This is a genomic window from Enterococcus sp. MSG3299, from assembly GCF_050555765.1.
Lineage (GTDB): Bacteria > Bacillota > Bacilli > Lactobacillales > Enterococcaceae > Enterococcus > Enterococcus faecalis.
The window spans coordinates 1,883,460-1,901,314 of record NZ_CP187869.1 but is presented as its reverse complement, the minus strand read 5'-3'; the positions used below and the strand labels follow the sequence as shown (position 1 = coordinate 1,901,314).

The 17,855-nt window shown below is 37.4% G+C and carries 13 protein-coding genes; all 13 read left to right on the top strand.

Annotated elements, in window-relative coordinates; all coding sequences use genetic code 11:
- Positions 1-337 precede the first annotated feature (337 nt).
- The 13 genes from IGL23_RS09210 (at position 338) to asnS (ending at position 17,809) form a co-directional block, all read left to right on the top strand.
- Complete coding sequence (locus tag IGL23_RS09210; RefSeq protein WP_033594493.1) at positions 338-874, top strand: hypothetical protein; 537 nt, start codon at positions 338-340, stop codon at positions 872-874.
- A 13-nt stretch (positions 875-887) separates the two neighbouring features.
- Complete coding sequence (locus tag IGL23_RS09205) at positions 888-1,223, top strand: hypothetical protein (RefSeq protein ID WP_033594494.1); 336 nt, start codon at positions 888-890, stop codon at positions 1,221-1,223.
- 50 nt (positions 1,224-1,273) lie between these two features.
- Complete coding sequence (locus IGL23_RS09200) at positions 1,274-1,810, top strand: hypothetical protein (RefSeq protein ID WP_033594495.1); 537 nt, start codon at positions 1,274-1,276, stop codon at positions 1,808-1,810.
- A gap of 13 nt (positions 1,811-1,823) precedes the next feature.
- The gene (locus tag IGL23_RS09195) at positions 1,824-3,137 is read left to right on the top strand and encodes a hypothetical protein (protein ID WP_033594496.1); all 1,314 of its coding nucleotides are present in this window, start codon (positions 1,824-1,826) and stop codon (positions 3,135-3,137) included.
- Positions 3,138-3,150: 13 nt separating this feature from the next.
- Positions 3,151-3,441 (top strand): hypothetical protein, encoded by a 291-nt coding sequence (locus IGL23_RS09190; RefSeq protein WP_033594497.1) that lies wholly within the window; start codon positions 3,151-3,153, stop codon positions 3,439-3,441.
- 3 nt (positions 3,442-3,444) lie between these two features.
- Positions 3,445-3,780 (top strand): hypothetical protein, encoded by a 336-nt coding sequence (locus IGL23_RS09185; protein ID WP_033594498.1) that lies wholly within the window; start codon positions 3,445-3,447, stop codon positions 3,778-3,780.
- Positions 3,781-4,020: 240 nt separating this feature from the next.
- Positions 4,021-8,376, top strand: a complete 4,356-nt coding sequence (locus tag IGL23_RS09180; protein ID WP_430619644.1) for a PolC-type DNA polymerase III — start codon at positions 4,021-4,023, stop codon at positions 8,374-8,376.
- 210 nt (positions 8,377-8,586) lie between these two features.
- Complete coding sequence (locus tag IGL23_RS09175) at positions 8,587-10,044, top strand: amino acid permease (RefSeq protein ID WP_002356790.1); 1,458 nt, start codon at positions 8,587-8,589, stop codon at positions 10,042-10,044.
- 217 nt (positions 10,045-10,261) lie between these two features.
- Positions 10,262-11,638: a hypothetical protein gene (locus tag IGL23_RS09170; protein ID WP_430619643.1), complete on the top strand. Its 1,377-nt coding sequence runs from the start codon at positions 10,262-10,264 to the stop codon at positions 11,636-11,638.
- 180 nt (positions 11,639-11,818) lie between these two features.
- Complete coding sequence (locus tag IGL23_RS09165) at positions 11,819-14,608, top strand: ATP-dependent DNA helicase DinG (RefSeq protein ID WP_002407157.1); 2,790 nt, start codon at positions 11,819-11,821, stop codon at positions 14,606-14,608.
- Positions 14,609-14,683: 75 nt separating this feature from the next.
- Positions 14,684-15,202 carry a DUF5590 domain-containing protein gene (locus IGL23_RS09160; protein ID WP_002382785.1) on the top strand — a complete coding sequence of 173 codons (519 nt, stop codon included), beginning with the start codon at positions 14,684-14,686 and terminating at the stop codon, positions 15,200-15,202.
- 38 nt (positions 15,203-15,240) lie between these two features.
- Positions 15,241-16,440: a pyridoxal phosphate-dependent aminotransferase gene (locus tag IGL23_RS09155; RefSeq protein WP_002359774.1), complete on the top strand. Its 1,200-nt coding sequence runs from the start codon at positions 15,241-15,243 to the stop codon at positions 16,438-16,440.
- Between the two features lie 16 nt (positions 16,441-16,456).
- Positions 16,457-17,809, top strand: a complete 1,353-nt coding sequence (asnS, locus tag IGL23_RS09150) for an asparagine--tRNA ligase (RefSeq protein WP_002389963.1) — start codon at positions 16,457-16,459, stop codon at positions 17,807-17,809.
- Positions 17,810-17,855: the final 46 nt, after the last annotated feature.

The window sequence follows — 17,855 nt, the reverse complement described above, 5'->3', positions numbered from 1 at the left end:
AAATAAGTGATTTAAGCTGATTAAATGATATTTTTTTGTTTTTAAACAAATTTTTCATATATAGATAGAATTTAAAATTATATTTACAGTAATTATATGTTAATGATATTATAAAATGGTGGCTGAATTATTAGATTAAATAGAGGAGGTTATAACCAATAAAAAATAGGTTAGAAAATTAAAGAAAATACTCTTTCAGAATAGAAATGATTGAATGAAGTTAGGTTAGTAAAGGGAACCCAGTAGCATTGGCGCTGTACTAGTGAAAGGGATTTATGGAACGAATCCAATAGAATGTTAAAACACGATTGTACATAAAAAGAAAGGAGGAAAGCCAGTGAAAAAAGGAAGATGGTGGCTAATTGGTTTAGCTACTGTAGTACTAATCATAATAGGAATTGGAGGAAAACAATACATGGATAAAAAAGCAATAGAAAAGGATTACCAACAAGGAATCGATTTAATTCAAAAATATGTATCAAACTATTTGGTAGAAAACTATGAAGGCATTGAGAAGATTGAGTGGCAAGGCGTTGGTGTAGAGTGGCGGAATGCAAAAGGGTATGGGACATCGTTGTTGGGGAATTATGTTAATAGTGAAATTAGAGTATATGTATCTAAAGATGATTATTTCATGATGTATTTTCGTCTAACCGATAAAACCGAATATGATGATGAATTGAAAAAATATGTTGTGCTAGACTCATTAAACGATAAAAATACAGATGTTGCAGTTAGAGTAGGATTAAGGAATGCGACATACGATTTGAACCAAGCTGAAAAAAAAGTTTTTGAGAGATTTAGAAAGTCTGATAAAGGAAGTCCAAATGCAAAAGTAATTTATAACTTAGAAATTCATGAATTAACATATTAGGAGGGAAAGGAATTTGAGTAATGAAATTACAACAGAGACCTTAGCAAAAGCAATTGATTCTACAAAAGAGACAGTTCAATTAAATAGTGATACAGTAGTTTTAGAAATTCAAGAAAAAACAAAAGATTTTAGAATCATCCACAAAGCCGCCAGCACCCAATCCAGTCAACTAAATGCCATGGCCATCGCGCCTTTAGATGACCAAGGTAAACCTGACTATAACAACGTCGCTGTCGTGTACGCTGGTACCAATTCCTTTGGTGATGAAGGTAAAAAAGGCTTTGAGACAGCTGGAACAGCTTTTGTAGGTGGGCTTTCTGAAGAATATCAGGAAGTGAAGATAGCTTAACATAGAAGTTTTAAAAAATTAGTGTACATAAAAAGAAAGGAGGGGAGTCAGTGAAAAAAAGAAAGTGGTGGCTAATAAGCTTAGCTACTATCATATTAATTATTTTAGGAATTGGAGGGAAACAATACATGGATAAAAAAGCAATAGAAAAAGATTACCAACAAGGAATCGATTTAATTCAAAAATATGTGTCAAACTATTTGGTAGAAAACTACGAAGGCATTGAGAAGATTGAGTGGCAAGGCGTTGGCGTGGAATGGCGGAATGCAAAAGGATATGGGACATCGTTGTTGGGGAATTATGTGGATAGTGACGTGAGAATTTATGTGTCTGAGGATAAATATTTTATGCCAGATTTTCGTTTAAGTGAAAAGGGCGTATACAATGATGAGCTGAAAAAATATGTTCTATCAGATACATTAAATCCTCAAAATACGGATGTTACTATTAGTGTTGGACTAAAAAATGCGACATATAAATTGAGCAATGATGAAAAAAAGAGTTTTGAAAAATTCAGAAAATCTACTAAAGGAAGCCCAAATGCAAAAGTAGTTTATAACTTAGAGATTCATGAATTAACATATTAGGAGGAGAGAAAATTTGACTAAAGAAATTACAACCGAAGAACTAGCGAAAGCAATTGATATGACTAAAAGGAAGGTTCAAACAGATAGTGATACTGTTGATTTTGAAAGTCAAGGAGAGTCAAAAGAATTCAAAATCATCCACAAAGCCGCCAGCACCCAATCCAGCCAACTAAATGCCATGGCCATCGCGCCTTTAGATGACCAAGGCAAACCTGACTATAACAACGTCGCTGTCGTGTACGCTGGTACCAATTCCTTTGGTGATGAAGGCAAAAAAGGCTTTGAAACAGCTGGAACAGCTTTTGTAGGTGGACTTTCTGAAGAATATCAGGAAGCTGAAAAATTTTTAAAACAAACGCAGCAAAAAATCGCCTCGCAAAACGGCACAATTACCGATGTTGCAGGCTTTAGTCAATCAGGTGGCTACATGATGAAAATGGCAGGGAAATACGGGCAAGAAATGGGCTTTCGGACCACCAGTTTTGATGATTGGGGCCGCAATCAATTTGAACGTTTAACGACGAGTGAAAAACAGTGGCTACAAGAAAATCCAGAATTTTTGATTCGCTACCAAAATGATTCGTGGGCAGCACTGTCAGGACGTGATAGTAAATATGGCACGATTTTTTCGATTTCAGGGGTTGGTGAACATAATACTTTAGCCAACTATTTTGATGGAGACGACTTGGATTTGGATCGTTTAGCCAAAGATGGCATTTTCGCACCGAATATGACTTTGGAGCAAGTCAAGTTAGCAGCAAAAGTCTGGGCAAAGAAAAATGGCGACTGGGATCCCACCACAAATAATGAAGCCGAAGCGAAAAAACGAGTGCAGGAGTACTTAGAACTCTATGGCGAATTTGCGCAAACGAATGCGAATTTGGAAAAATTAAAACCTAGTACTGATAAAGCTATTCGTTCTTTACATACAAAAATTGCCAGTGCTTCTGGCGGTCAAAAAATCAAGTTACGAGCAGACTTGGCATTACAAGTAGCTAATCAGGCTAGGACAATCGGTGAAGAAGCGGAGAAATTGCTGAAACAAAGCCAGCAAGACACAGAACAAGCGTTAGCAGAAATTTCCAAGGAAATTTTAACAAGTGCTAATGAAATAAGACAATATTTGTCTTATTCTGAGGTCCAAGCAATGATTGCACCATATGAAAAAAGTCGTTTGTGGAACGAGGCACAGGCCAGTCACAATCGGAAACAAGTTCAACAATATAATCAAAAACTGATGACATTTAGTGAAAAGTTAACAACTGCGGCTAAAAATATTCAAGAATACGATCGCCAAGCAGGGAATCAGTTATTTGCACAGAAATGAAAGGATGTTGCACATGGATGAACTGGAAAGAGAACTTCAATTGGAATTAGAACGCGTACAAAAGATACAAGAACGCCAAGCCATTCAAGCTGTGATTACAGCAAAACAAACCAGAATCGCAACAATCAAACAAACCTCCACACATACAATCAAGAAACTTTCAGAATTGATGAGCAAACAATCAAAAACTGTGTTGCCATCTTCCTTAAAAGGTGCGTTCCAAGGGCAAGTGGCGGACGCAGCGAGCCATTATTTGAAAACGATTCCTGACGCAAAATTAAAAACACCAGCAAAAGGAGGTTAAGAGATGACACCGGAAGAAAAACGCCGCAGTTACCAGATGATTGAAGACAACTATTATCAAGAAAAGCGCAGAATCAATCAACAACAGCAACATGTTTCCGCTGAAATCCAGCGATTTAGACAACAAACGAACCAACTAGTAGACAAGGTGGCTTATTTTACTAGAAATGATACTTGGGACAAACGAATGTTTCATCATCAAATAGCCACCAGTTTAGATGAAGTGAAACGAACAGAAAACCGATTTGTTTTAATCCTAGAAGAAACAGAACAAGCCATGCGGAAAAATTATCGAAAAGAGATTGAGAAATTGGAAGAAATGGCAAGAATGAATTTGTAAGGGATTGGTAAATACGGAGTTAAAGGATGTTTTTTTCAATATGTTCATACAAATAATGGGATTCTTCACGAGTACATTACTCTTGTTCTCTAATTTTTAGCAAGCCAGTGACGGAACAAGATTGTTTTTTTACAAAAAACGAGTATACTTAATAGAGAAGCGAATGCAGAGAAACCGAAAAAAGGCACTTGACAGATTTGTCTGAGGGCCTTTTTTCAATGATAGAAGGAGGTTCATTTTGTGACAGAAAAAGCACGCGATTTATTTGATAAACTGATGACGCAAATTCAGTTAGATGACACAGCGAAAGAACATCCCTTAATTCAAAATGGCCGGATTGACAAGGTCATTGTTCACCAACAAAGTCGCTTATGGGAATTTCATTTAAGTTTTGATGAATTGATGCCAGTGATGCTATATCAAACATTTATGCAACAATTGGAACTAGCTTTTCAACAAATTGCGCAGGTTTCCGTTCAAATAACCACAAATCAGACAACATTTACAGAGGAACAATTAACGGATTATTGGCAATTGGCCTTGTTAAATAGTCAATGCAATACACCGTTAGTTCAGAAAGTCTTAAAAACACAGACACCACAATTTGAAGATCGGAAAATTATCTTACCTGTTGATAATGAAGCAGTTATTCCTTATTTGAAGCAACAATATTTACCAATTATTGAGGAACTTTATTTCTCTTACGGGTTTCCTAAATTTCATATTGAACCAAAAATGGATCAACAGCAAGCTGCAGAAGTGTTGAAAAAGTTTGAAGAGCAAAAATTAGAACAAGCCGCAGCCTTTCAACAACAAGCTGCTGAATCGCTTGTTAAACATGAACAAATGAAAAAAGAAAAACAACAACAAGCGCCTGCTTTTGATGGTCCAATTCGTTTAGGTCGGAATATTCCCAATGATGAACCCATTATGCCAATGGGAAACATACTGGAAGAAGAACGTCGGATAACGATTGAAGGCTTTATTTTTGATAAAGAAGTACGTGAATTGCGTTCTAAACGAAAAATTTTAATTTTGAAAATAACTGATTATACTTCCTCTTTCGTGGTGAAGAAATTTTCGAATGGGGAAAAAGATGAACAAGTTTTTGATGCGATTCAACCGCAAAGTTGGATTCGTGTTCGTGGTAGTGTACAAGAAGATACCTTCATGCGTGATTTAGTCATGAATGCCCAAGATTTGATGGAAGTCGCCCATGCGCCAAGAAAAGACTACGCGCCAGAAGGTGAAAAACGTGTAGAATTACACATGCATAGTAACATGAGTACAATGGATGCGACCAATAAAGTCGGTGACTTGGTGGTGCAAGCGGGGAAATGGGGTCACAAGGCCATCGCAATTACGGATCATGGCGGCGCCCAAGCGTTTCCTGATGCCCATGCTGCAGGTAAAAAAGCAGGCGTTAAAATTTTATACGGCGTGGAAGCCAATATTGTTGATGATGGTGTACCTATTGCTTACAACGAAGAACATATTGAATTAACAGATGCTACCTATGTGGTCTTTGACGTGGAAACAACGGGGCTTTCCGCTGTTTATGATACAATTATTGAATTGGCCGCAGTCAAAATGCACAAAGGAAATGTCATTGAGACTTTTGAGCAGTTTATTGATCCTGGCCATCCATTATCTCAAACGACAATTAATTTAACTGGGATTACAGATGAAATGGTGCGCGGTTCAAAATCCGAAGAAGAAGTTTTACGCATGTTTAAAGAGTTTTCAGAAGGAACTATTTTAGTGGCCCACAACGCTTCTTTTGATATGGGATTCTTAAACACAAGTTATGGCAAACATGGAATACCTGAAGCGGCTAATCCCGTCATCGATACATTAGAATTATCCAGATTCTTGTATCCACATTTCAAAAGCCATCGTCTAAATACCTTATCGAAAAAATTTGGCGTCAACTTAGAACAACATCACCGCGCCATCTATGACTCGGAATCAACAGGTCATTTGTGCTGGACTTTCTTAAAAGAAGCGAAAGAGAATCATGATATGCATTTCCATGATGATTTGAATCGTCATATTGGCGAAGGAGATTCATACAAACGAGCTCGACCTTTCCATGCAACGATTTTAGCAACAACTCAAGCAGGATTAAAAAATCTTTTTAAATTGATTTCGATGTCCAATGTAGATTATTTTTTCCGAGTACCACGGATTCCTCGTTCGCAATTATCGAAGTTAAGAGAAGGGCTTTTAATCGGTTCCGCATGTTCAAACGGCGAAATTTTTGAAGCAATGATGCAAAAAGGTGTCGAAGAAGCAAAAAATCGTGCCAAATTCTACGATTATATTGAAGTTATGCCCAAACCAGTTTACGCGCCATTAATTGAACAAGAATTGGTGAAAAATGAAGCAGATTTGGAAGAAATTATTAGTAATCTAGTGAAAATCGGTGACGAACTTGGCAAGCTGGTTGTCGCCACTGGAAATGTTCATTATTTAAATGAAGAAGATGCCATCTATCGGAAAATTTTAGTCGGGTCTATGGGTGGCGCTAATCCGTTAAATCGCCATAGTTTACCAAAGGTTCATTTCCGAACCACCGATGAAATGTTAACGGAATTTCAATTTTTAGGACAAGACGTCGCTAAGCGAATTGTAGTAGAAAATCCCAACAAAGTCGCTGATTTATGTGAAGAAGTTATTCCAGTAAAAGACGATTTGTATACGCCGAAAATTCCTGGGTCTGAACAAGAAATCACTGATTTAAGCTACAATCGTGCGCGCGAATTGTATGGCGATCCTTTACCAGAAATTGTCGAAAAACGGTTAGAAAAGGAACTGAATTCGATTAACGGGAATGGTTTCTCGGTCATTTATTTAATTTCTCAAAAACTGGTGCATAAAAGTAATGAAGACGGCTATTTAGTCGGTTCACGGGGCTCTGTCGGTTCGAGTTTTGTTGCGACAATGACAGGGATTACTGAAGTAAATCCTTTAGCGCCACATTATTATTGTCCTGAGTGTCAATATTCTGAGTTCTATGAAGATGGTTCCTATGGTTCAGGGTTTGATATGCCTGAAAAAGCCTGTCCAAAATGTGGTGCTCGATTGTTTAAAGATGGTCACGACATTCCTTTTGAAACGTTCTTAGGGTTCCATGGCGACAAAGTTCCCGATATCGATTTGAACTTTTCTGGCGATTATCAAGCCGAAGCCCATAACTACACGAAAGTTCTTTTTGGTGAAGAATATGTCTACCGGGCAGGAACCATTGGTACAGTAGCCGACAAAACAGCGTATGGCTTTGTTAAAGGATATGAAAGAGATCATAATTTACATTTGCGCGGCGCTGAAATTGATCGCTTAGCTAAAGGTTCAACAGGGGTTAAACGGACGACTGGGCAGCATCCCGGCGGTATTATTGTAATTCCTGATTACATGGATGTTTATGACTTTACGCCAATCCAATACCCTGCTGATGATCAAGAGGCAGAATGGAAAACGACGCACTTTGATTTCCATTCCATTCACGATAATATTTTAAAACTTGATATTCTAGGACATGATGATCCGACCGTGATTCGGATGTTACAAGATTTATCTGGGATTGAGCCAAAAACAATCCCAACAGACGATCCAGAAGTGATGCGTATTTTTGAAGGACCTGATGTTCTAGGTGTGGATGCAGAGCAAATTTATTCTAAAACAGGAACTTTAGGAATTCCTGAATTTGGGACACGTTTCGTTCGAGGTATGTTAGAACAGACCCATCCATCAACTTTTGCAGAATTACTTCAAATTTCTGGACTGTCTCACGGAACTGATGTGTGGCTAGGGAATGCAGAAGAATTGATTCGTCGTGGCGAAGCCAATCTTGCTGAAGTAATTGGTTGTCGGGATGATATCATGGTATATTTAATTCATGCTGGTTTGGACAGTGGGATGGCCTTTAAGATTATGGAAACGGTACGTAAAGGACAATGGAATAAGATTCCTGATGAACTACGGGATACGTATTTAAATGCGATGAAGGAAAACAACGTCCCTGACTGGTATATTGATTCTTGTTCTAAAATTAAATATATGTTCCCGAAAGCCCATGCGGCAGCATACGTATTAATGGCGTTGCGGGTCGCTTACTTTAAAGTTTATTTCCCAATCTTATATTACTGTGCATTTTTCTCCGTTCGGGCGGATGACTTTGACTTAGTGGCAATGTCACAAGGGAAAGAAGCTGTGAAAGCACGAATGAAAGAAATTACGGACAAAGGGATGGACGCCTCCACTAAAGAGAAGAACTTATTAACGGTTTTAGAATTATGTAATGAAATGCTGGAACGGGGCTATAAATTTGGCATGATTGATTTGTACAAATCGGACGCTGAAAATTTTGTGATTGAAGGGGATACCTTGATTGCACCTTTCCGAGCAGTGCCAAGTTTAGGACTCAACGTAGCGAAAGCCATTGTCGCTGCGCGAGAAGAGCAACCGTTCTTGTCGAAAGAAGATTTGGCAACACGAGGCAAAGTTTCTAAAACGTTAATTGAATACATGAATGAAAATGGTGTCTTAAAAGACTTGCCAGATGAAAACCAATTATCATTATTTGATATGTTATAAAAGAAAAATCTCTTAGAAAAAGGCCGGTGAAGCAACTTATTCACCGGCCTTTTTTAGTCATCAAATAAATTAGAAAATCATTGCTAGAAGCGTTTTAATTACTTATTAAAAAGCCATCTTTATTTAATTATGTTGAGCTTGTGCATAAAAAGTAAAATGCTTATGATAAATGAAGAGCTTTATTTTTTTAATAAGAAAGGAATTGGTTATATGGACAAAAAGCAATTACGATGGTTCACCGTCGGGTTAATTGCCTTTAACATGGTCTGGGGTCTTGGAAATGTTGTGAATAATTATGCACAACAAGGGATTTCAGTGGTCACTTCATGGCTTTTGATTTTAGTTTTATATTTTATTCCCTATGCGTTAATCGTAGGACAGTTAGGTTCAACATTTAAAGACAGTAATGGTGGGGTTAGTTCGTGGGTGCAAAACACCAGTACTAAACGTCTAGCCTATTATGCAGCATGGACTTATTGGGTAGTGCACATTCCTTACTTGGCACAAAAACCACAAGCAATTTTAATTGCCTTAGGTTGGGCAGTTCAAGGAAATGGAAACCTAGTCAATACGATGCCAATTGTAACGGTATCATTTATTTCATTAATAATTTTCTTGGTTTTCTTGTTATTATCAACAAAAGGGTTAACCACCTTAAAAGTTATTGGTGGTTTAGCTGGAACCGCCATGTTTGTGATGTCTATTTTATTCATTTTATTAGCGGTAGGCGCACCATTTATTAATTCAACGGTTGAATTTGCGACGCCAAACATGTCACAAGTCAGTACTTACATTCCTAAATTTGACTTTAGTTATTTTACAACCGTATCAATGTTAGTTTTTGCGGTAGGTGGCGCTGAAAAAATTTCTCCTTACGTAAATGCAACTAAAAATCCAGCCAAAGAGTTCCCTAAAGGAATGATTTTCCTAGCAGCAATGGTTGGTTTATCGGCTGTTTTAGGTTCATTTGCAATGGGAATGTTATTCTCAAGTGACAATATTCCTAAAGATTTAATGGCAAATGGTGCCTACAGTGCCTTCCAAAAATTAGGTGCGTATTATGGTGTCGGTAATCTCTTAATGATTGTTTATGCGTTAACGAATACAGTGGGTCAAGTGGCTGCGCTAGCCTTTTCAATTGATGCTCCACTGAAAATTCTTTTAGCTGAAGCAGATCCAGAATTTGTTCCAAGTTGGTTACGTAAACGTACGAAAAAAGGTACGTTAATTAATGGTTACTTATTAACAGGTATTTTAGTAAGTATTATTATCGCTTTACCAATGTTTGGGTTGAAGGACATGAACGAAGTGGTTAAATGGCTAACTAACTTAAATTCTGTAGTTATGCCAATGCGTTATTTGTGGGTCTTCTTTGCCTATATGCTTCTAAACAAAGCATACAAACAATTTAATTCAGAATATAAATTTGTTAAAAATCCTAAAATTGGTTTTGTGTTTGGTCTTTGGTGTTTCCTATTTACAGCCTTTGCTTGTATCCTAGGAATGGTGCCTAAATTTGAGTATGCCTCAGACCCTCAAGGCTGGTTGTTCCAATTAGCTTCTAACATTGTGACACCAATCGTCTTAATTCTATTAGGAATGATTTTACCAGCAATTGCACGTCGCGAGAAAAAAGACACAATTTTGCCAATTGATTCAGCAGAATAATTGGTTGCATGTTTCAAGGATAAAATAGTCAGTTTAAGTATTTTGCGTGAGATAAATGGTCAATAGGACTGTTTGTCTCACGTTTTTTTCTGTCGATTTTTCTCTAAAATTTCTATTGTCTCTTAAAAATATGAGAAAATCAGAAGAATTTCTCCTGTATACTAAAGGTATCTATCATTAAAAATGGTTATTAACGGAGAAAAAGGAAGTGAACCTCATGACTAAAACACTTGAAACACAATCAGAAGAGAAAACGGTCTTTCTTTGTAAAGAAACGAATCCAGATTTTTTAGGACGAGAAATTTATGCAGATAATGTTGAAACACCGTATAATTTTTACTTAATTCGCAAGCTTTATTTAGCGAAAGAGTATCAAAATTTAGCAGAAGGGGAACAATTTTTTGAAGCTTTATGCGAAAGTTGGGATGAATTAGAACAGTTTGAAGAGTTAATTGTTAAAAAGATTTATGTCTATGTTGAAACGGAGTTAATGTACTACACTGTTTATTTTGGAAGCTTTGAGCCGACCACTCGTGACTTACGATTCGCATTGAAACAATGGATGTATGAAATACCGACAACTAAAAATAAAAAAACAGTCCGTATGAATGAAACCAATGTGCAAGTAGTGCCGCAAGAAAATCAATTAACGGAATTAGCTGGTGAAATTGCTATCTTACGTGAAATGCTGACACTTTTAAAAGAAAATTTAGCCTCCTTAAATGAAGCCGTTAATCAAACGAGAAATCCCGTCATTTCTAGACAAATAAAAACGATCCATTTGAAAAGAGCTTCTCCTGTGATAGCCGCAGAACAGGCATCGCTAAAAGTATCAGAGGATACTAATCTGGAACAACCAGACGTCAATCTATCGCCTGATAATCTGGAAAATCAAGAAGGTGAAACAACTGTAGCAACAAGTGAAGTAGTGCTTCCCGTTAACAAACTAGTGCTTGAAGAACCAGCGAAAGAACCAGTGTTATCTGAACCAGCGCCAATTAAAGAAGCGCAGCTAGAAAAAAAACAAGAAATCCAGCAGAGTACCGCGGCAAAACCTTTATTTACTTTTCCACAAGAAACAGAAAAAAGCTCGCTAAATTCAGTGGATAAGTCTGCCGAAAAAGAAGAGGAGCAGAAGCCAGAAAAAGAAGCTGTCTCTATGGAAAGTGAGAAAGAAAATTCATCAAGTCGGACAATTCCTGCGGACTTTCAACGACAATTGGACGAATTAGAAGAGGAAATTTATCGTCGCTTTATGAGTCGCCAGTTAGAGGATACTGATGGAAATCAAGCAGTACCGAAAATAACGATTGAAAAAAGACAGTTAGAAGCACAAATGTTTGAAGCAAAAGCATTCTCACAATCATTTAAACAAGTTCAAAAGAAAAAGGCAGGAGATGTGCGAATTTGCAATCAGTTAAGTTGTATGAAACTAGAAAAAGGATTAGATAAATTTTTAGACGAAGTTACAGAATATGTTGAAAAGCGGACACTATTTAATAAAAAGGTTCGTTGTCCGCTACCAGTAATCAGAGAATTGGAAGGCTATGGGCAATTAAACCAGTATATGCAGAAAATCCTTGACTGTTATTAATCGTTTATTTAGGAGAAGGTAAGACAAAACCGTTCAATTTATCAGCTTTTAAGCCTGAAACAAAAATCACTTTGGATTTTTGTTTCAGGCTCTTTCTTATTATTTCTGGAAAAGATTTCAAGAGAATTTTTGAAATACTAGTGAAAATCCTATAAATTGTAGTATAATTTTCAAAGATGAATGAAAGGCGTGAAGTCATTGAAAGACAAACAAGTGTATGCAGTAGTTGACCTTGAAACGACTGGAACAGATCCTACAAGTGATCGGATCATTCAGTTTGGATGCGTTCTCGTTCAAGATGGAAAGATTATTGCTAACTTTGCGACAGATGTGAATCCCAATCAAGTAGTACCAAAACAAATTCAAAGTTTAACGGGGATTAGTAATACGCAAGTTCAAAAAGCGCCTTATTTTGAAGATGTAGCACATACAATTTATCATTATCTGGAAGATACTATTTTTGTGGCGCATAACGTCCACTTTGATTATAATTTTTTAGCTCGTGAACTGGTACGGTGTGGCACGCCGCCACTTACCATTCCAGCCATTGATACAGTGGAATTGGCACAGATTTTTTTACCGACAGAAAAAAGTTTCCGTTTAAGTGATTTGTCGGAAAGCTTAGGTTTGTCTCATGAGAATCCCCATCAAGCAGATAGTGATGCGCAGGTTACAGCCGAACTTTTGTTATTAATTCAAGAAAAAATGAAATCTTTACCATTAGTCACTATGGAAAAAATTGCGGAATTAAGTCAACAGACAGCGCGGGAAACCAGTGCCTTTATTCAACAAACGTATGAACAAATGAAAAAACAAGTCACACCATTAAATCCAGCCTATCAAGTGGTCAGTGGCATTGCTTTACGCAAAAAAGAAGTTCCTCTTTTTGAAGAAACGTTCTATCAGACTAGTACGTATCCCAAAACTAAAAAAGCCAAAGAAAAACTGTTTGGCGAACGTTTCGCTTATCGTGCGGAACAGAGTCGGATGATGAATTTAGTCTATGATCATTTTACAGAAGGAACGACAAAAGATTTATTTATTGAAGCAGCGACTGGAACGGGAAAAACATTAGGCTATCTGTTGCCGATGAGCTATTTAGCAACGCCAGAAAAACCAGTCATTATTTCAACAGTTTCGATTGTTTTACAAAATCAATTAGTAGAAAAAGATTTACCGTTAGCCAATCAAATCTGCCAAGGGAAATTACGTGGCATTGTTATTAAAAGCCATCGACACTATCTTGATTTACAACGCTTTAAGGCAACGTTGAATCAGCCAACTCCGCAAAAACAATACGCTCTTTATCAAATGGGCGTTCTCGTCTGGTTGCTAGAAACAGAAACGGGCGATTTAGATGAACTACAATTGACGAATTTAAATCATTTATTCTGGAAAGAAGTTACACATCGCGGATTGGATTTTCTTTCAAAAAAAGATGAACTTTATGAAGTTGACTTTTTAAGACATCTGTATAAAAAAGTCGCTCAAAGTAACGTGTTGATTGTTAATCATGCATTTTTGGCGCAAGAGTCGCTAAGGAAACAACCGTTATTACCTGAAAGTCCGTGGCTAATTATTGATGAAGCACATCATTTACCAGACATCGCTAGTCGGATGGCGAGCGAACGAGTGAACAGTGTGATACTAAAAAAACAAGTCACGCATTTTATTGAAAAAGAGCAACTTTTTGTTGCTTTACAGCAAATTTTTCAACAGTTTTCTGAAGAGCAGCGGTTTGTAAAAATTTATCAGCAAGGTTTACTGGATTTTGTGGATGAATGGCAAGATTTTCTTTTTGAATTGCATCGTTTATTTAGTAAAACGCAGAAGCGGATAGACCATCAGGAGTTGCTTTTAACCAAAGAACGTATTGATTATTTATCTGCTGCGGGAGAAAAACATAGTCAAACGCTCCAGCTTTTACTGCAGGAGTTGTTAACTATTCAAAGTAAGTTACAGCAAACAATTATGAGTCAGTTGGAAACCTTTAGTTTGGCTGATCGCATCGTTTTTGTTCGCTTGTTTCAATTTTTTGATGAAATTGAACGTATTCACCACTGTTTTACCATTTATCTTGATGATTGGCGTCCACGTTGGGTAAAAGAATATTTACCACAAAATGAAGACCATGGCTTGATTGAAATTCATGACTTAGAAGCTAGTTTGCTTCCTGAAACAAAGTGGTATCCGCGGTATGAACGAATTATTTATACAAGCGGCACATTGAAGTTTGGCAACAATAAAAAGTATTTACCGCAACGGTTAGGTTTAACAGAGGTGACGTTCAAAACCCTACCAACGCCATATAACTATGCAGAAAATGCGCGAGTCTATGTACCGGAAGAAGCAGTAGCCATTCAAAATGCCTCTTCCTATGAGATGGGTCAATACATTTCAGATACCATTGAAAAATTGATGGCGCAAGAGGAACGTTCGATGTTGGTTCTTTTTACTTCGCATGAATTATTGTCCACCGTGTATCATCAAGTCCAGCCAAGATTATTGGAAAAAGGACAAGAGGTCCTCGCCCAAGGGATTAGCGGCAGTCGTGAAAAAATTCTTAAACGGTTCTCTAATGGAAAACCAAATGTCTTGCTAGGAGCCGATAGCTTTTGGGAAGGTGTGGACTTACCAGGAACAGCTTTACAGTTATTGATAGTCACGCGTTTACCTTTTGAAAACCCGAAACGACCACTTGTGCAAGCAAAATATGCGTATTTAGAAGCAGAAGGGATACAACCATTTGCTCAAGAAGCGGTACCAAAAGCAGCTTTACGTTTACGACAAGCACTGGGCCGTTTAATCCGTTCTGAAGAAGACAGAGGGGCATTGCTGATTCTGGATCGTCGTTTAGTCACTGCAAAATATGGCAAACGATTAATCAAAGCGTTTCCCAAGGGACTCTCAGTAAAAGAAGCGCCCATGCCTGAAATTTTAGAAGAATTAAAGGAATTTTTAAACAAATAATTGATTATTTTTAGGTCATATTTGTGAAAGGCCGCTATTTTTCTGCTATAATAAGACCCAGTAAGTTTAGAGAGGATGGAAGGATTTTTGGAGGAATTAGAAGAAAAGAAAGAGAAGAAACGGATTACTGTCCTTTTAACCCTATTGGCAATCCTTTTAGCAATTCTTGTAACAATAATTATCTTTTTTGTACGAACCAATCAACCAATGGCTCAAGCCAAAAAAGAAGCAACCGCAATTGCCAAAACTTCTGCTAATTTAGAAACAGTTGATAAATTTTACTGGTTTACACGCAAAAATACGTATTTTACTTTAACCGGCAAAAATGATAAAGGCACAGAGATTGTCGTGATTGTCCCTAAATCGGGAGAAAAAGTCACGGTCTTAAATCAAAAAGATGGTCAAACTGAACAACAAATAACAGACATTGTTGCTAAAGCCCATCCCGATGAATCGGTGATGAAAGCTACGTTAGGGCTTTATGATAAGCGCCCTGCATGGGAAGTGGTCACCGAAAATGATCAAGGAGTACTGACGTATTATCTGATGAGCTTTGATAAAGGTGAAGAGATCAACGTTGTCAAAGATATTTAATTTAGATAGGTTTTGATGAAAGTGGGAGTGAAAGGTGTATGAACGTATCAAATCGAGCACAGCAATTGACTCCTTCTGTTACATTAGCAGCTGCCGCCAAAGCAAAAGCATTAAAAGCAAAAGGTGTAGATGTTTTAAGCTTAACGGTTGGGGAACCAGATTTTGTAACCCCGAAAAATATTCAAAAAGCAGCAATTGCTTCAATTGAGGATGGAAGAGCAAGTTATTACACACCTTCTGGCGGCATTCCTGAATTAAAGCAAGCAATTGTCTCTTATGTGGAACGAGAATATCAACTTCGTTATCAACCCAAGCAAGTTATTGTGACAGATGGTGCCAAATATGCGCTGTATCTATTATTTCAAGCCATTTTGAACGTTGGGGACGAAGTGATTATCCCTGTCCCTTATTGGGTAAGTTATGGTGAACAAGTCAAGTTAGCAGAAGGCAAGCCAGTATTTGTATCAAGCACGCAAGAGCAATCATTTAAAGTGTCAGTCGCACAATTAGAAGCTGTACGAACGGACAAAACAAAAGCAATCATTTTAAATTCACCATCTAACCCAACTGGTGTTATTTATACGGAAGAAGAATTACGCCAAATTGGTGAATGGGCAGTTGCTCATAATATCCTCATTATTGCAGATGATATTTATGGTCGTTTGGTGTACAATGGACATCGGTTCACACCAATTGCAACCATCTCAGAAGCAATTCGTCAACAGACAATCATTATTAATGGTGTTTCCAAAACATATGCAATGACAGGCTGGCGCATTGGTTTTGCAGTCGGGGATGAAAAAATTATTCAAGCAATGACACAACTCGCTTCACAATCCACCAGTAATCCAGTCGCAGTTAGCCAATATGCGGCAATTGAGGCTTTAACAGGTGAACAGTCGACAGTTGAAGACATGCGTCAGGCCTTTGAAAAACGCCTGAATCATATCTATCCAAAAGTAGCAGCTTTGCCAGGTGTTTCGCTAATAAAACCTGAAGGCGCCTTTTATCTATTCCCGAATGTCAAAAAAACGTTAGAAATTTGTGGGTATGATAACGTGACTAATTGGGTGGAAGATTTATTACAAGAAGCGCATGTTGCTCTGGTAACGGGAGAGGGCTTTGGTGCACCAGAACATGTGCGGATGAGCTATGCGACAGATTTAATGACGTTAGAAAAAGCGATTGAGCGAATGAATGACTTTATAGAAAAGAAACGAATTCAGCACAACGCCTAAAAGAATAAACTAAGAAATGAACGGAGAGACAAACGTGGAACAAATTCAAATTATTGATTCAAACAAACATGTTGGAGAAACAGTAAAAATTGGCGCTTGGATTGCTAACAAACGCTCAAGCGGAAAAATTGCCTTTTTACAATTACGTGACGGGACAGCCTTTTTCCAAGGTGTCGTGTTCAAACCAAACTTCATTGAAGTCTTTGGTGAAGAAGCTGGTACAGAAAAATTCCAAGAAATTAAACATTTATCACAAGAAACAGCAGTCATGGTTACTGGTGTTATCAAAGAAGATAGCCGTTCTAAATTCGGCTATGAAATGGATATCACTGATTTAGAAGTCGTTGGCGCTTCAGAAGATTACCCAATTACGCCGAAAGAACACGGCACAGATTTCTTAATGGATCATCGTCATTTATGGTTACGTTCAAGCAAACAACATGCAATCATGTTAGTTCGTAACGAAATTATTCGTGCTACTTACGAGTTCTTTAACGAACAAGGATTCATTAAAATTGATAGCCCAATTTTAACAGGCTCAGCACCAGAAGGCACAACAGAATTATTTGAAACAGATTACTTCGGACAACCAGCATTCTTATCACAAACAGGTCAATTATATGCAGAAGCTGGTGCGATGGCATTTGGAAAAGTCTTTACTTTTGGACCAACTTTCCGTGCGGAAAAATCCAAAACTCGTCGTCACTTAACGGAATTCTGGATGATTGAACCAGAAATGGCATACACAACTCATGAAGAATCACTAGATATTCAAGAAGCCTACGTAAAACATTTAATTAAATCAGTATTGAAAAATCAACAATATCCATTGGATGTTTTAGAACGTGATACAGCTTTACTGGAAAAATATGTTTCGGAACCATTCAAACGTATTACTTACGATGATGCGATTGAGTTATTACAAAAAGAAGAAGCAAACAATGATTATGATCACATTGAATGGGGCGAAGACTTTGGTAGCCCACATGAAACCTTTATTTCAAATTACTATGGCGTTCCAACATTCATTTTAAATTATCCAAAAGCAATTAAAGCCTTCTATATGAAACCACATCCAACACGTGAAGATGTTGTAATTTGTGCCGATTTAATTGCACCAGAAGGTTATGGTGAAATTATCGGTGGTTCAGAGCGTGCAACTGATTATGATTATTTGAAAGAAAAAGTAGCTGAGTTTGGCTTATCAGAAGAAGAATACAGCTGGTATTTAGATTTACGTAAATACGGTTCTGTGCCACATTCTGGCTTCGGATTAGGTTTAGAACGTGCTGTTACGTTCATTACTGGTAATGAACACATTCGTGAAGCGATTCCATTCCCACGTATGTTAAACCGTATTTATCCATAGAGAACAAATAAAAAAGAGAACTTCGGCAAAAGCCGAAGTTCTTTTT

Bases quoted from the DNA above. Each gene is read 5' to 3' on its own strand.
- IGL23_RS09165 (WP_002407157.1), top strand. From the start codon at position 11,819: ATGAAAGGCGTGAAGTCATTGAAAGACAAACAAGTGTATGCAGTAGTT.
- IGL23_RS09160 (WP_002382785.1), top strand. From the start codon at position 14,684: ATGGAAGGATTTTTGGAGGAATTAGAAGAAAAGAAAGAGAAGAAACGG.
- IGL23_RS09185 (WP_033594498.1), top strand. From the start codon at position 3,445: ATGACACCGGAAGAAAAACGCCGCAGTTACCAGATGATTGAAGACAAC.
- asnS (WP_002389963.1), top strand. From the start codon at position 16,457: ATGAACGGAGAGACAAACGTGGAACAAATTCAAATTATTGATTCAAAC.
- IGL23_RS09175 (WP_002356790.1), top strand. From the start codon at position 8,587: ATGGACAAAAAGCAATTACGATGGTTCACCGTCGGGTTAATTGCCTTT.
- IGL23_RS09170 (WP_430619643.1), top strand. From the start codon at position 10,262: ATGACTAAAACACTTGAAACACAATCAGAAGAGAAAACGGTCTTTCTT.
- IGL23_RS09190 (WP_033594497.1), top strand. From the start codon at position 3,151: ATGGATGAACTGGAAAGAGAACTTCAATTGGAATTAGAACGCGTACAA.
- IGL23_RS09155 (WP_002359774.1), top strand. From the start codon at position 15,241: ATGAACGTATCAAATCGAGCACAGCAATTGACTCCTTCTGTTACATTA.